General features: G+C 54.4%; 17 protein-coding genes and 1 tRNA gene. 4 read left to right on the forward strand and 14 right to left on the reverse strand.

Features of this window, described 5'->3' with window-relative positions; genetic code table 11:
• Positions 1–39: 39 nt before the first annotated feature.
• Positions 40–660, reverse strand: a complete 621-nt coding sequence (locus tag BZK40_RS09570) for a hypothetical protein (protein WP_048224653.1) — start codon at positions 658–660, stop codon at positions 40–42.
• A gap of 27 nt (positions 661–687) precedes the next feature.
• The gene (gene yejK, locus BZK40_RS09575) at positions 688–1,695 is read right to left on the reverse strand and encodes a nucleoid-associated protein YejK (protein WP_048234884.1); all 1,008 of its coding nucleotides are present in this window, start codon (positions 1,693–1,695) and stop codon (positions 688–690) included.
• A gap of 134 nt (positions 1,696–1,829) precedes the next feature.
• Between yejK and BZK40_RS09580 the strand changes: the two genes are divergently transcribed.
• The 4 genes from BZK40_RS09580 to narP all read left to right on the forward strand — a co-directional run bounded on the left by BZK40_RS09580 (position 1,830) and on the right by narP (position 4,856).
• A complete protein-coding gene (locus BZK40_RS09580; protein WP_003027506.1) occupies positions 1,830–2,057 on the forward strand; it encodes a YejL family protein in 228 nt (75 codons plus the stop codon).
• A gap of 31 nt (positions 2,058–2,088) precedes the next feature.
• The gene (gene yejM, locus BZK40_RS09585; protein ID WP_079934553.1) at positions 2,089–3,849 is read left to right on the forward strand and encodes an LPS biosynthesis-modulating metalloenzyme YejM; all 1,761 of its coding nucleotides are present in this window, start codon (positions 2,089–2,091) and stop codon (positions 3,847–3,849) included.
• Positions 3,850–3,923: 74 nt separating this feature from the next.
• Positions 3,924–4,000, forward strand: a tRNA-Pro gene (locus BZK40_RS09590).
• 208 nt (positions 4,001–4,208) lie between these two features.
• A complete protein-coding gene (narP, locus tag BZK40_RS09595) occupies positions 4,209–4,856 on the forward strand; it encodes a nitrate/nitrite response regulator protein NarP (RefSeq protein WP_003834605.1) in 648 nt (215 codons plus the stop codon).
• A gap of 96 nt (positions 4,857–4,952) precedes the next feature.
• Here the strand turns inward: narP and BZK40_RS09600 are convergent, their stop codons facing one another.
• From BZK40_RS09600 to napG, 12 genes are all read right to left on the reverse strand, one after another.
• On the reverse strand, positions 4,953–6,002 hold the full coding sequence (locus tag BZK40_RS09600) for a cytochrome c-type biogenesis protein CcmH (protein WP_032944027.1): 1,050 nt from the start codon (positions 6,000–6,002) through the stop codon (positions 4,953–4,955).
• A complete protein-coding gene (gene dsbE, locus BZK40_RS09605) occupies positions 5,999–6,556 on the reverse strand; it encodes a thiol:disulfide interchange protein DsbE (protein ID WP_003834613.1) in 558 nt (185 codons plus the stop codon). Before dsbE ends, BZK40_RS09600 begins: the two co-directional genes overlap by 4 nt.
• The gene (locus BZK40_RS09610) at positions 6,553–8,508 is read right to left on the reverse strand and encodes a heme lyase CcmF/NrfE family subunit (RefSeq protein WP_079934554.1); all 1,956 of its coding nucleotides are present in this window, start codon (positions 8,506–8,508) and stop codon (positions 6,553–6,555) included. Before BZK40_RS09610 ends, dsbE begins: the two co-directional genes overlap by 4 nt.
• Entirely contained in the window at positions 8,505–8,984 is a 480-nt protein-coding gene (gene ccmE, locus BZK40_RS09615) for a cytochrome c maturation protein CcmE (protein ID WP_003834619.1), read from the reverse strand. Before ccmE ends, BZK40_RS09610 begins: the two co-directional genes overlap by 4 nt.
• Positions 8,981–9,193, reverse strand: a complete 213-nt coding sequence (gene ccmD / locus BZK40_RS09620) for a heme exporter protein CcmD (protein WP_020996676.1) — start codon at positions 9,191–9,193, stop codon at positions 8,981–8,983. Before ccmD ends, ccmE begins: the two co-directional genes overlap by 4 nt.
• On the reverse strand, positions 9,190–9,927 hold the full coding sequence (locus BZK40_RS09625) for a heme ABC transporter permease (RefSeq protein WP_003027538.1): 738 nt from the start codon (positions 9,925–9,927) through the stop codon (positions 9,190–9,192). The genes ccmD and BZK40_RS09625 overlap by 4 nt, the downstream gene beginning before the upstream one ends.
• Before the next feature lie 76 nt (positions 9,928–10,003).
• Positions 10,004–10,663, reverse strand: coding sequence for a heme exporter protein CcmB (gene ccmB, locus BZK40_RS09630; protein ID WP_048215891.1), 660 nt, complete (start codon positions 10,661–10,663; stop codon positions 10,004–10,006).
• Positions 10,660–11,280, reverse strand: a complete 621-nt coding sequence (gene ccmA / locus BZK40_RS09635; protein ID WP_008785298.1) for a cytochrome c biogenesis heme-transporting ATPase CcmA — start codon at positions 11,278–11,280, stop codon at positions 10,660–10,662. The genes ccmB and ccmA overlap by 4 nt, the downstream gene beginning before the upstream one ends.
• 20 nt (positions 11,281–11,300) lie before the next feature.
• A complete protein-coding gene (napC, locus tag BZK40_RS09640; RefSeq protein ID WP_003027548.1) occupies positions 11,301–11,903 on the reverse strand; it encodes a cytochrome c-type protein NapC in 603 nt (200 codons plus the stop codon).
• 9 nt (positions 11,904–11,912) lie between these two features.
• Positions 11,913–12,362 (reverse strand): nitrate reductase cytochrome c-type subunit, encoded by a 450-nt coding sequence (gene napB / locus BZK40_RS09645; RefSeq protein ID WP_003834627.1) that lies wholly within the window; start codon positions 12,360–12,362, stop codon positions 11,913–11,915.
• Positions 12,359–13,222 (reverse strand): quinol dehydrogenase ferredoxin subunit NapH, encoded by an 864-nt coding sequence (gene napH, locus BZK40_RS09650; protein WP_003027552.1) that lies wholly within the window; start codon positions 13,220–13,222, stop codon positions 12,359–12,361. The genes napB and napH overlap by 4 nt, the downstream gene beginning before the upstream one ends.
• Complete coding sequence (napG, locus tag BZK40_RS09655; protein WP_003834629.1) at positions 13,209–13,904, reverse strand: ferredoxin-type protein NapG; 696 nt, start codon at positions 13,902–13,904, stop codon at positions 13,209–13,211. The genes napH and napG overlap by 14 nt, the downstream gene beginning before the upstream one ends.
• Between the last annotated feature and the right edge of the window lie 2 nt (positions 13,905–13,906).

Below are 13,906 nucleotides of genomic sequence, written 5' to 3' on the forward strand. Positions count from 1 at the left end.
ATTAAGAGCAACGAGAACCCACTTTGCTTTTCCGCTTTCTTAAATCTCGTCAAATTCAATTAACGCCTCCCCTAATCGAGGATCTGTAGTTTCCGCTGCTGTAATCATACCTTTAAGCCGATTGAATAATGCCCGTTGACGAACGCTGGCACTTTCCGGTTTCCACGGCAAAATTCGTATTGGTATAGTTTGCCCTTCATTCAACGCATCAAATACCTTTTCATTGGTAAGTAAGTCGCCGCCGCTCCATCTCTTGCTATCAAACTGAAAATCAAAAAAGACATGGAGTTCCAGTTCATCTACACGCACTCGACGCTTTGCATTATCGATGCTTATTTCCACCTTCTCTTTACGTGTCAAAGTAGCATCAAGATTGAGTCCATACCGTTTCAACTGCCCCTTATCGTAATAGTAACTCATGCTGGAATAGGTTGATTTAAAAGCAAATCCAGTAATAAATAAACCAGTAAATAAGAACAGTGGGCATATGAACAAACTCAGTAACCAGTTGGCACCATGAGTATAAAACAGTACCAACGAGAGAACTGTGAACACAATACCAAGCATCAACATCATCAAAAATGTTACAATGTGCGCGTACAAAACCTGCCGAAATAAACTGAAATTAACAGACGGCTTCTGACGTATTCCTTTACTCACTACTGCGTCCTTTTATGTAGTATGCCCTTATTTCCCGCCCGACGTGCGACGCTGGAGCTGATCGCGCAGGTTCGGCGGCGTACCTTTGATGGTTAAGGTGTCCGTCGCCGGATCCCAGAAAATACGTTCACCCAGTAACATAGCGTCGAAGTTAATGGTTAACCCACCGCCGCTGCCGGCAAATTTGGTTAACTGACGCAGCGTACTGCGATCCGCAGGGAAGCTCTCTTCCAGCTCGTAGCCTTTATCAGCGGTAAATTCGCTGAAGCTGACTTCACTGACGCCGGAAAGCTCTTTAGACAGCGACTCCAGTTCGATCTCTTCACCAGCCTGCAGCTGCTCGTTACAGTAGCTGTACACCTGCTGACGCACGTTCTGGCGTTCGGCTTTATCGAGTTGAGCCTCATTGGTAAAGTCATCGAGCGCCTGCAGCAGGCCACGGTTTTGCGCTTTGGCGTTCAGACCTTCGCTGGCACCGAGGAAATCCATAAAGAAATCGGCGACTTTGCGCCCTACCCGCCCTTTCAGGAACGTCAGATAGCGTGTGGACTCCGGATTGGTTTCCCACTCGGTTAAATCAATACGCGCCACGATGTCCGCATGATTGATATCCAGATAGTGCGTCGGGTTGATATCCAGATTTTCATTGACGCGCATGCTGCTTAAATTGTTCAGCACGGCGACCAGCAGATACTCTACCGCCAGATAGCGGTAATGGCAGAACAGGACAATGCCGCCGTCGGCAAAAGGATATTTCGCCAGCTCGTCCCGCAAGCGTCCGGTCGCGGCACGACTAAATGCCAGAAAATCCTCTTCGCCCTGACGCTGTAAACGCAGCGTTTGCGCCAGTTCACTCTCTTCGCTAAACAGGCCATAGGCTTTATTCTTGGCGCTATACACCCGATGCAACTCAGCCATCATATCGACAACCGTCGCTGTCGGTTCCAGTAATGAATCGCGCAAGACCAGCTCAAGGTTCTGCTCGTCACGTTTGATAAGCTGGTGCAGGGCAATCTGGTTGATATCCAGACTCATGATAAACTCTCCTTTTAGACCGGGCGGTATTCAACCACCTGCCGGGCAGTGACGCAATAGAAGATAAAAAAGCAGAAAAAAAACTGTCTGTACGGTAATATGTTGCCCTTTCATGAACAGACTGATTTCGATTTATGCCACAAATTTCCCGCTATAGTGACGAACACGTTGAACAACTGCTGAATGAGATGCTCAACGTACTGGAAAAACATAAGGCGCCGACCGACCTTTCCCTGATGGTTCTGGGAAACATGGTGACTAACCTTATCAATACAAGCATCGCACCGGCCCAGCGCCAGGCGATTGCCAACTCTTTTGCCCGCGCATTGCAGTCTTCGGTAAACGACGACCAAGCGCATTAAGAGCCTGCTCCGGGGAAACGAACAACAGTTTATGGTAACTCATCGTCAGCGCTACCGTGAGAAAGTCTCCCAGATGGTTAGCTGGGGGCACTGGTTTGCCTTGTTCAACATTCTGTTGGCCATGGTTCTCGGTAGCCGTTACCTGTTTGTCGCCGACTGGCCGACAACCCTTGCAGGTCGTGTTTATTCCTACCTGAGCGTTGTCGGGCATTTTAGCTTTCTGGTGTTTGCCACCTATCTGCTAGTCCTGTTTCCCCTGACGTTTATCGTCATGTCCCAGAGGCTGATGCGATTCTTATCAGCTATTCTGGCGACGGCTGGCATGACGCTGTTGTTAATCGACAGCGAAGTTTTCACCCGCTTCCACCTGCACCTTAACCCGATCGTCTGGGAACTGGTCATTAATCCTGACCAGAACGAAGCGGCGCGTGACTGGCAACTGTTGTTTATCAGCGTGCCGGTTATCCTGCTAATAGAAATGTTGTTTGCGACCTGGAGCTGGCAAAAGCTGCGCAGCCTGACGCGTCGTCGCCATTTCGCCAAACCGTTAGCGGCATTCTTCTTCGTTTCTTTTATCGCCTCGCATGTGGTGTATATCTGGGCAGATGCCAATTTCTATCGCCCGATTACCATGCAGCGCGCAAACCTGCCGCTCTCCTACCCGATGACGGCGCGTAAGTTTCTGGAAAAACATGGCCTGCTGGATGCGCAAGAGTATCAGCGTCGCCTGATCGAACAGGGTAATCCGGAAGCGGTTTCCGTGCAGTACCCGCTCAGCGAACTGCACTATCGCGATCTGGGCACCGGCCAGAACGTTCTGCTGATCACCGTAGACGGCCTGAACTACTCACGCTTTGAAAAACAGATGCCTGCGCTGGCTGAGTTCGCCGGGCAGAATATCTCCTTTACGCGTCACATGAGCTCAGGCAACACCACGGATAACGGGATCTTTGGCCTGTTCTATGGTGTATCGCCAAGCTACATGGACGGGATTTTGTCGACCCGAACGCCTGCGGCGCTGATCTCTGCACTGAACCAGCAGGGTTATCAGTTAGGGCTATTCTCCTCGGATGGCTTTACCAGCCCGCTTTATCGCCAGGCGCTGCTGTCAGACTTCTCCATGCCGAGCGTGCAAACGCAATCTGATGAGCAAACCGCAAGCCAATGGATTAACTGGCTGGGACGCTACGCGCAGGAAGATAATCGCTGGTTCTCCTGGGTCTCCTTTAATGGGACAAACCTTGATGACAGCAACCAGAAGAACTTTGCCAAACGCTACGCCAGCGCCGCTCAGGATGTGGATGCCAATATTAACCGTGTTCTTAGCGCCCTGCGCGACTCGGGTAAACTGGACAACACGGTGGTGATTATTACCGCTGGCCGCGGTGTGCCGCTGACGCAGGAAGAGAACAACTTTGCCTGGTCGCGCGGTCATCTGCAGGTTCCTCTGGTGATTCACTGGCCGGGAACGCCTGCCCAGCGCATCAATAGTCTGACCGATCATACAGACCTGATGACGACGCTGATGCAGCGCCTGCTGCATGTCAGCACGCCGGCTAACGAATATTCGCAGGGGCAGGATTTGTTCAATGCTACACGTCGCCATTACTGGGTGACCGCCGCCGACGGCAGCACGATGGCAGTGACTACGCCAGAGATGACGCTGGTGCTGAACAACAACGGAAATTATCAGACCTATGATTTACGTGGCGAGAAAATAAAAGATCAGAAACCGCAGCTCAGCCTGCTGCTACAGGTTCTGACGGATGAGAAACGATTTATTGCTAACTGATTAATTATAAATCAATTAGTGAGGCATCCTCTTGCATTCGTAGCGGAAAGCAGTAGTATTAGCAGCCATAGCGTCGGCACGTAGCGCAGCCTGGTAGCGCACCGTCATGGGGTGTCGGGGGTCGGAGGTTCAAATCCTCTCGTGCCGACCAAAAATCCCTAAAAAAACCAACCCTTGTGGTTGGTTTTTTTATGTCTGCGATTCCGCATTCCTGAGTTTTACAGCAGCCTTCAGCACAGGTTTTACTACTTACCCATGCACAAATTGGGGTAAAATTCATCCTCTCATCAGCGCGATGAATCTGGACGATTGATGCGCTGAAAACAATAATGATACTAATAAAAGCTCAGGAGAATAGTATGCCTGAAGTAACGCCTTTTCGGGTGCTGATTGTCGACGACCACCCACTCATGCGGCGGGGAATTAGTCAATTATTGCAACTGGATCCCGCATTTGACGTAGTCGCTGAAGCTGGCGACGGCGCAAGTGCTATCGATCTGGCAAACCGTCTGGACCTTGATGTGATCCTGCTGGATCTCAATATGAAAGGTATGAGCGGGCTGGACACCCTGAATGCGCTGCGTCGGGACGGCGTCACCGCGCAAATTATTATTCTTACCGTATCGGATGCCGCCAGCGATGTGTACGCCTTAATTGATGCCGGCGCGGATGGTTATTTACTGAAAGATAGCGATCCTGAAGTCTTGCTGGAAGCCATTCGTAACGGTGCCAAAGGTGGTAAAGCGTTTAGCGCTCGCGTTAGCGAATATCTGCGCGAACGTGACCTGTTTGGTGCGCAGGAAGATCCATTCAGCATTCTCACCGAACGCGAGCTGGATGTATTGCATGAACTTGCTCAGGGACTGTCGAACAAACAGATTGCATCAGTGCTGAATATTTCCGAACAGACGGTGAAGGTGCATATTCGTAACCTGCTACGCAAACTCAACGTGCGTTCTCGCGTTGCTGCCACCATCCTGTTTTTGCAAACGCGCGGCATGCAGTAATCAATGAGATGCCGGATGGCGACGCAGTAGCGTCTTATCCGGCCTACAAAGCTCGCACAGGCCCGAAAGCTGCACACCTTCGGGCAATCTGGACTCTTACTTCTCCTGCGGCGTTAGTTGCTCCATCGCCTGCTTAATGCTGCGTTCTATCACCGCCCGACGGGTATCATTGGCCGGTAATAATTTCAGCATCATCTCCCACGCCGCAACCGCCTCGCCGAAGCGCTGCTGTTCAAAAGCGTTAAACGCGTACATGCTGAGAACCCGCACGTTGGCATGCTCGCCGCGCACCAGCTGGCGTAACAGCTCCCCTCCCCGGCGGTTATCGTCAGGATCGGATGAACGGGTCAGTGCTTCCGCATAACCCAGCGCCGCATCGCTGTTTTTAGGATCCAGTCGATAGGCATTGGCATAGGCTTCAGTGGCCGTACTGGCGTTACCGAGTACCATGCCAATACGCCCAAGCATGATCCAACCTTCAACGTTTGTAGGATCGGCTTGTAAACGCGTACGCAGCCCCAGCGCCAGACGTGTCATATCCTCTTCATTGAGCGGGTCAGCTTTCGGATCCAACGCGCGTTCCAGCAGCGCCGGAGCCTGAGCGGTGGCCTGCTGCCAGACCTGAACCTGCTTATAGCTGCCGGTTTCATAATAGCTCACCGCGCCAACGATCAGCGCCACCACGATGCCGGGTACAAACAACCCAAATCCACCGCGTTTGCCATCCGGGATAACGTCGTCAGGAAACTCTTCCAGCTTCACCCGGACGCGTCGGCGAGTACGGGCAAAAATAATCCAGCCGCCCAGACCAATCGCTACCACCGGCATCACCCACAAAAGCACTGTAAGCGGCGTCAACGGCGGATCGTAGGTGACGAAGTTGCCGTAGCGCGCCACCATGTAGTCGACAATTTCTTTCTGGCTTTTCCCTTCCTGCATCAGTTCGTACACTTTCTGGCGCAGGTCGGTGGCAATCATCGAGTTAGAATCGGCGATACTGTTGTTCTGACATTTAGGACAGCGCAGCTGTTCGGTAAGCTGACGGAACTGCTGCTCCTGCGCTTCATCCTTAAACTGCATCACATCGATGGTCGCCAGCGCAGATCCCGAGATAACCAGCATCAGCAGGCCCAGTAAAAATCTCATTGCGCAGCCTCCTTACTGTACTTATCCCACAACGGTTTGATCTCGCTCTCCCACACCCTGGCATTCAAATCACCAGCATGGCGATAGCGAATAATACCTTTACCGTCGATCAGGAACGTTTCCGGCGCGCCGTACACGCCAAGATCCAGACCGAGCATACCGTCGCCGTCAAACAGGCTTAATGAGTAAGGATTTCCCAGCTCTTTCAGCCAGACAATGGCTTTCTGACGATCGTCTTTATAGTTCAGACCCACCACCCGCACGCCTTGCGCAGACAGCTGGTTCAGATACTGATGTTCGGCGCGACAGGTCGGACACCAGGTCGCCCAGACGTTCAGCAGTACCGGTTTGCCCTGGGTCAGCACATCGGCCTGATAATGCTGACCCGGATTTTCCAGCGACTCCAGGCGGAATGTCGGAACGGGTTTGCCGATCAGCGCCGATTCCAGATTCGTGGGATCGTCCCCCTGAGCGTTACGCGCCAGCTGCCACAGCAGCGCCGCAGCAATGATCAGAAAAATAATAAACGGAATTAACAGTGCGTTGCGCTTCATACAGCCTCCGACGCATTTTTTTGCACCGCTGCGCGAGGACGCGTGCGCTGACGATAGCGTGGATCAAACAGGCAGAACAATCCGCCCAGCGCCATCAGCAATCCTCCGGCCCAAATCCAGCGAATAAACGGTTTGTAGTACAGACGCACAGCCCATGCGCCGTTATCCAGTTCTTCACCCAGCGCGGCGTACAGATCGCGCGTGAATCCGCCGTCAATTGCCGCTTCGGTCATCATCGAACTGGTGCTGTTATAGAAGCGTTTTTCCGCATGCAGCGTGGCTTCCGGTTTACCATCTCGGGTAACGCCAATAATGGCGACACCACCCCGGTAGTTAGGTCCGGTAATATCTTTCACTTCGCGGAACGTGAACTGATAGTTATGGATACTGACGCTATCACCCGCTTTCATGCGGACATCGCGTTCAACGCTGTAGTTCTGGCTGAAGGCAATACCGACAATAGTAATCGCCAGCCCAACGTGGCCCGACACCATGCCCCAATAGCTTGGTGTTAACTTCGTTCCGCGGGAAACACGCAGGAACGCTTCGGATATCGCCAGCACGAATATCCAGCATGCCATCGCCAGCCCTACCACCGTCATAGCGGCAATGCGATCCTCAAACAGCCACGGCAGCAGCAGCGACAGAACAAACGTGGTGACAAACGCGATAATCAGTAACGTTTTCAGTTTACGCGGTCGGTCACGGCCCCAACGCACTAATGGCCCAATTCCCAGCAACAGCGCGAACGGCGCCATCAGCCAGGTAAACATGGTGTTGAAGAACGGTTCGCCAATCGAAATGCTGCCCAGACCCAGCTGTTTGTGCACCAGCGGCAGCAGCGTGCCCAAGAGCACCACCAGCATGGCGGCAATCAGCAGAACGTTGTTGCCCAACAGCAGAGATTCACGCGACCACAGCGCGTTGTTCACCCGTGAGCGGACCTTGTGACCGCGCACCGCAAACAGCAGCAGGGAGCCGCCAATCACCAATACCATAAAGGCCAGAATAAACATCCCGCGCGACGGATCGGAGGCGAAGGCATGCACCGATACCAGCACGCCGGAGCGCACCAGGAAAGTACCTAACAGGCAAAGCGAGAATGCGCAGATTGACAGCAGCAGCGTCCAGGCTTTAAAGCTGGCACGCTGTTCGGTTACCGACAGCGAGTGCATCAGCGCCGTTCCCACCAGCCATGGCATAAACGAGGCGTTCTCAACCGGATCCCAGAACCACCAACCGCCCCAGCCCAGCTCGTAATAGGCCCAGGCCGAACCGAGCACAATACCCAGCGTCAGGAACACCCACGCCGCCAGCGTCCACGGACGCGAAAAACGGGCGAAGGTACTGTCCAGTCGTCCGCTCATCAGCGCGGCAATCGCAAACGCAAAGGCCACGGAGAAGCCGACATACCCCATGTACAGTAACGGCGGATGGAAAATCAGTCCCGGATCCTGCAATAGCGGGTTCAGGTCGCGCCCTTCAATAGGGAAGTTGGGCAACGTACGGGCAAACGGATTGGAGGTAAACAGAATAAACAGCAGAAAGCCAACGCTTACCATCCCCATTACCGCCAGCACGCGGGCAACGATGTCCAGCGGCATACGCTGGCTGAATGCCGCAACGGCGAACGTCCAGCCGCTCATCAGCAAAACCCATAGCAGCAGAGAGCCTTCATGGGCACCCCAGGTTGCTGCCACCCGATACCAGACCGGAAGCTGGGTATTGGAGTTGCTGGCAACGTAGGTGACGGTAAAGTCATTAACCACGAAGGCGTTGACCAGAATCAGGAACGCCCCCATCACGCAGATAAACAGAACCCAGGCAAAAGGCCGCGCGGAGGCCATCATTCGCACGTCGCCGCGCGCTACGCCCCACAGCGGATAGACCGACAGTAGTAACGCCACGCCGAGCGCAAGGCACAACAGCGCATTGCCAATTTCAGGCATCATGACGTTTTATCCTTATAAACACTTTCCGGGCGACGATGGTTTTCCTGCATCGCTTTTTCGACTTCCGGCGGGGTGTAATTCTCATCATGTTTGGCAAGAACCTCTTTGGCCTGCACATGATTTCCTTCGTCCAGTTCGCCCTGAACAACGACACCCTGCCCTTCGCGGAACAGATCCGGCAGAATGCCTTCGTAGGTGACATCCACCACACCTTCGGCGTCATAGATACTGAAATTCACCTTCAACGACTGCGGATCGCGCTTTACGCTACCGGGCATCACCATTCCGCCCACGCGCAGGCGCTGACCGACTTCGGGCATCTGCTGCGTTTCGCGCTTACCGTAGAGTATCTCTCCCGGCGTATAGAACAGGTCAATATTAGAACGCAGCGCATAAAGCACCAGCGTAATGGTCAATGCCAGACCCGCCAGTACCGCACAGGCTATCCATAACCGATTTTTACGTCGAATATTCACGCCGCCTCCCGTTGCACTTGCGCCGCACGCATACGCGCTTCTCTCGCCCGCTGCTGCGCCACACCGCGTAAAATTGCGCGATGTTGTAACGCGGAATGCAGTACCAGCACCACCAGCGGGATAACGCTCATCGCTACGGCAAGCCAGACATACAAGGCGTAGCCGCCCATCGCGAAAAAATCACTCCATGATGCAAATGCAGGGGTCATTGGCGGCCTCTTTTTAAGATCAGTTCGCTCACCCACGGGCGGCGTTTTTCCATCATCAAAATCAGGTTACGCATGCGCATCAGCGCCAGCGTGACAAACAGTAACAGGTAGCCGACGATCGCCAGACGCAGCGGCGTACGCATCGCCGGATCGATGCTTTGCTGCATGCGGGTAGAACCCTGATGCAGCGTATTCCACCACTCAACCGAATAGTGGATAATCGGTAAGTTGACCACGCCAATCAGCACCAGAATACCGGCGGCACGACCTGCCAGACGGCGGTCGTCAAAGGCATGCCACAGCGCAATGGCACCCACGTAGAGAAACAGCAGCACCAGTTCAGAGGTGAGTCGGGCATCCCAGACCCACCAGGTTCCCCACATCGGTTTGCCCCATGCGGAGCCGGTCACCAGCGCAATAAAGGTAAACACTGCACCAATCGGCGCCATCGCAGCCAGCGCCAGATTGGCCATTTTCATCTGCCAGACCAGGCCGATAAACGCGGCAACAGCCATCGAGGCATAAATGCCCATCGACCAGATTGCCGCCGGAACGTGCAGATAAATAATGCGATAGCTCTGCCCCTGCTGATAGTCCGCAGGCGCAAAACCAAAGCCCCAGACCCATCCCGTTATCAGTACCACCGCGCTGGCAATCGCCAGCCACGGGATAAACCAGCCACAGATCTGATAGAGCCGAGGGGGCATCGCCAATTGATGAAGTGTTTTCCACATAGTTCAGTCACCAGACTCCATAAATTAAAATCCGTTGTGCCAGAGCACCTTGCCCGGCCTACACATCTAATTCTCGTTACTGCACGCTTATCCGTAACGCCGCAGCTGTGGCAAACGGGCTTAACGTGGCGCTGCCGACCAGCAACGCGCCCAGAATTGCCATGTACCCTTCAACCGGTAAGTGCATAGAAGCCGCATCCATCGCGGCGGTTGCAAAAATCAGTAAGGGTATGGTGAGCGGGAGCACCAGCACGCTTAACAACACGCCGCCGCGCTTTAAGCCCACCGTCAGCCCCACACCCGGCGCACCGAGGAAGCCCAGCGTCGGCGTTCCGAGTAACAACGTCAGCGCCATAATTTTCCAGCTGTACATATCCATGCCCAGCAGCAGCGCCACTAGCGGCGAGAGAATCAACAGCGGCAGGCCGGTCACGACCCAGTGCGCCATCACTTTCGCCAGCACCACGGCCGGTAGCGGTAACGGCAGCAGCATCAGTTGCTCAAGGCTGCCGTCCTGCAGATCATCACGAAACAGGCGTTCCAGCGCCAGCAATGACGCCAGCAGCGCCGCAACCCAAATGATACCCGGCGCAATGCGTGCCAGTAGCTGCGGTTCCGGCCCAATGCTCAGGGGGAACAGCGTAATAACAATCAGGAAGAACCATAAAGGATTGGCGATTTCCGCACTATGACGAAACGCAACTCGCAGTTCTAAACGGAAGATTCGCCACATCATTGCGTTGCCCTCTCGCTGGTCAGCGCAATACGTCGCACTTTATCGGTTTCGACATTGAGCGGTTGGTGGGTGGTGAGAATAACAATACCGCCCTGCTCTGTATGCTGCGCCATACGCTGAGTCAGTCGCTCAACGCCGTTCACATCAATGGCGGTAAAGGGTTCATCGAGGATCCACAGCCGGGCGCGGGTCAGCCACAAACGGGCCAGCGCCACGCGCCGCTGTTGTCCGGCGGAGAGCTGGTTCACCGGAATATCTTCATATCCGGCAAGTCCCGCCTGCGCCAGCGCAGCCAGACACTGTGCAATGTCGCCGTCATGATGAAAGAAACGCAGGTTCTCCAACGCCGAAAGCCGGGTTTTTATCCCCGGCTGATGTCCGATCCACAGCAGTTGCTGATGGTAGCTGTCCCGCACGTGATGCAGCGGCTGCTCTTGCCAGCAAACCTCCCCTGCATCGGGACGCGCCAGCCCGGTAAGCAACCGCAGCAGAGTGGTTTTCCCTGCGCCGTTGCTGCCGGTAATTTGTACCCATTCCCCTGCGTTGACGCGAAATGACAGATTGCTGAACAGTATTCTGTCATCTCGCTCGCAAAGTAATTCTCTGGCTTCAAGCATACCTGGTTATCTACATCCTGTTAAAAGCCCGGTTTGACTTCGCGCATATCAGGCAGTTTGTGCGCTATCCCTTTATGACAGTCAATACAGGTTTGCCCGTCTTTCACGGCCTGGTCGTGCATTTTGGCCGCAACGCCTTTCTGGGCGGTTAAATCCATAAACTCGAAGTTGTGACAGTTTCGGCACTCTTGCGAATTATTATCTTTCATACGCCGCCACTCATTTTGCGCCATCGTCAGACGATGGTCTTCAAATTTCTGCGGTGTATCTATCAGCCCCAGTGCTTTCGCGTACAGCTCTTTACTGGCCTTGATCTTACGAATCATTTTCGGGCCCCACTCATGCGGGACGTGGCAATCAGGGCAAGTCGCTCGCACACCACTGCGGTTGTTGTAGTGTACGGTTTCCATGTATTCCTGGTATACCGTATTGCGCATTTCGTGACAGCTAATGCAGAACTCTTCTGTATTGGCCTTTTCCATACCGGTATTAAAGCCGCCCCAGAAAATAATGCCGCCCACAAAGCCGATTAACAACAGCGTGCCGAGCGCCAGACGGCTGGGGCGACGCCACCATTGCCAGACGCGCTTAATCCAGCCTGGTTTACGGTTAGAATTTTCCATAATGACCTCTTATTTCCCGTAACCTTTCGAGGGGGTGAAGGTATTTTCAACAATCGGCGCGGCGTCAGCCTGCGGAACGTGACATTGCAGGCAGAAATAACGACGCGGCGCAACTTCAGCCAATACCTTGCCGTCGCTGTCCATAAAGTGCGTCGGACTGATGCGCGGCGCACCGGTAGTGCGATAGCTTTCCACACCGTGGCATTGCAGGCAGCGGTTAGTGTTAGTCGTCACCTGATACCCTTCAACGCTATGCGGAACCATCGGCGGCTGATTCACATAGTTCAGCGGCATGCGCTCTTGCTCTTTCGGCATGCGAATCGCCCCTTCCTGTGTTCCTGAGACTTCCGGTGACTGGCTCAGATCCACTCCATTTGCAGCCCAAACGGCCCCACTGACGACCAGGGCAAGCAGGGCCGTCCATTGACACAGCGTCTTAATCAGGTCATGGCTTTTCATGATTTCGCTCCCGAACTCCATCGTGTTGTTATTGTAAAAACATCCTCAGAACAGACATCCACGCAGCGACCGCAGGCCATGCAATCGCGGCTGGTTACCTGCACCGGACTTTGCTCATCCAGCACCGGCGCACGTAGCACATGCGGTTCCGGGCAAACATGAAAACAATCCATACAGCGGTTACATCTGTTACGTTCTTTTGCCGAAACGGTTAATGCCCCTTTGCTTCCCACCACGCTATACAGCGCACCCAGTGGGCAAAGATGCCCGCACCAGCCATGCTCAACGACCAGTAAATCAAATAAAAACAGCGCGAGGATCAGCAGCGCTCCGCTACCGAATCCCATTACCAGGCTCCGTCCAAGCAGAGAGACTGGATTTATCCACTCCCACAACAGCGTACCGGTCAGGGCGGAACCGACCAGGATAACCACCAGCAGGACGTACCGTATATGGCGCGGCAGGGTTGCGGACTGATTCAGGTCAAACCTTCTGCGCAACCAACTGGCTAAATCGGTAACCGGGTTCATGGGACAAACCCAACTGCAAAACAGTCGCTTACCGGCCAGGGCATACAGCACCGTGATGATAGCTGCTCCCGTTAACGCCACCGTCGCCGGCAGATGCCCGCTGGCCAGGCTTTGCAGAGTAATCAGCGGATCGGTGAACGGGATAGCGTCCAGCAACAGGCTGCTACTGTAGTTGCCATGCAGGATCCATACGCCAAGCCACGGGCCGCTGAGGAACATCGCCAGTATCAGAAACTGACTCAAACGACGCAGCAGCAGCCAGCGATGACTCTTCCACCATCCTTTTTTTGCCTGCGCTTCACGCCCGGCATCACGTTTACGATTTGCCATTGTTCCCCTCCAGCCAACCGAAGCGGTAATGGTGTCCTAACTCCCCTTTCGCCAGCGACAGCGGCAGCACTTTTATTGCTGGCTGTTCCAGTACGCAGACTTTTTCGCATTTCCCACAGCCGGTACAGGCATCGCTGTGCACGGTCGGAATAAACCGCGCATGCTTGCCGGTACGCATATTGCGGTCCAGCTCCAGGGTGATCGCCTCATCAATTTTCGGGCACTCGCGATAGCAAACGTCGCAGCGTAATCCCTGATAGTTGAGGCAGTTTTCGTGATCCAGCAGTACCGCCAGCCCCATACGCGAATCGTCAATGGATTCAATTTCCCTGTCCAACGCACCGCTCGGGCAGACTTTGGCACACGGAATGTCCTCACACATTTCGCAGGGAATATCACGGGCGACAAAATATGGCGTACCGGCCGCCAGCCCGGAGGCCAGCGTTGCCAGCTTCAGCGTGTCATAGGGACATGCCTGAACGCACTGACCGCAACGTACGCAGGCGCTGGCGAAAGCCTCCTCGCTCAGTGCACCTGGCGGGCGCAACCGCACGCCGGTTGCGCGTGCGGTTTGTTGTTGCAACCCCAGCGCCACGCCAACTACGGCCAGCCCGCCCGCTGCGCGAACCATATCGCGCAGAAAGCGGCGGCGGCCATTTTGGGGTTTTGCTGACCGGGACATAA

Origin of the sequence: Citrobacter portucalensis, assembly GCF_002042885.1 — a bacterium.
Taxonomy (GTDB): Bacteria; Pseudomonadota; Gammaproteobacteria; order Enterobacterales; family Enterobacteriaceae; genus Citrobacter; species Citrobacter portucalensis.

Coding starts and splice junctions, on each gene's coding strand:
- yejK (WP_048234884.1), bottom strand. CDS start 1,695: ATGAGTCTGGATATCAACCAGATTGCCCTGCACCAGCTTATCAAACGT.
- BZK40_RS09580 (WP_003027506.1), top strand. CDS start 1,830: ATGCCACAAATTTCCCGCTATAGTGACGAACACGTTGAACAACTGCTG.
- yejM (WP_079934553.1), top strand. CDS start 2,089: ATGGTAACTCATCGTCAGCGCTACCGTGAGAAAGTCTCCCAGATGGTT.
- narP (WP_003834605.1), top strand. CDS start 4,209: ATGCCTGAAGTAACGCCTTTTCGGGTGCTGATTGTCGACGACCACCCA.
- BZK40_RS09600 (WP_032944027.1), bottom strand. CDS start 6,002: ATGAGATTTTTACTGGGCCTGCTGATGCTGGTTATCTCGGGATCTGCG.
- dsbE (WP_003834613.1), bottom strand. CDS start 6,556: ATGAAGCGCAACGCACTGTTAATTCCGTTTATTATTTTTCTGATCATT.
- BZK40_RS09610 (WP_079934554.1), bottom strand. CDS start 8,508: ATGATGCCTGAAATTGGCAATGCGCTGTTGTGCCTTGCGCTCGGCGTG.
- ccmD (WP_020996676.1), bottom strand. CDS start 9,193: ATGACCCCTGCATTTGCATCATGGAGTGATTTTTTCGCGATGGGCGGC.
- BZK40_RS09625 (WP_003027538.1), bottom strand. CDS start 9,927: ATGTGGAAAACACTTCATCAATTGGCGATGCCCCCTCGGCTCTATCAG.
- ccmB (WP_048215891.1), bottom strand. CDS start 10,663: ATGATGTGGCGAATCTTCCGTTTAGAACTGCGAGTTGCGTTTCGTCAT.
- ccmA (WP_008785298.1), bottom strand. CDS start 11,280: ATGCTTGAAGCCAGAGAATTACTTTGCGAGCGAGATGACAGAATACTG.
- napC (WP_003027548.1), bottom strand. CDS start 11,903: ATGGAAAATTCTAACCGTAAACCAGGCTGGATTAAGCGCGTCTGGCAA.
- napB (WP_003834627.1), bottom strand. CDS start 12,362: ATGAAAAGCCATGACCTGATTAAGACGCTGTGTCAATGGACGGCCCTG.
- napH (WP_003027552.1), bottom strand. CDS start 13,222: ATGGCAAATCGTAAACGTGATGCCGGGCGTGAAGCGCAGGCAAAAAAA.
- napG (WP_003834629.1), bottom strand. CDS start 13,904: ATGTCCCGGTCAGCAAAACCCCAAAATGGCCGCCGCCGCTTTCTGCGC.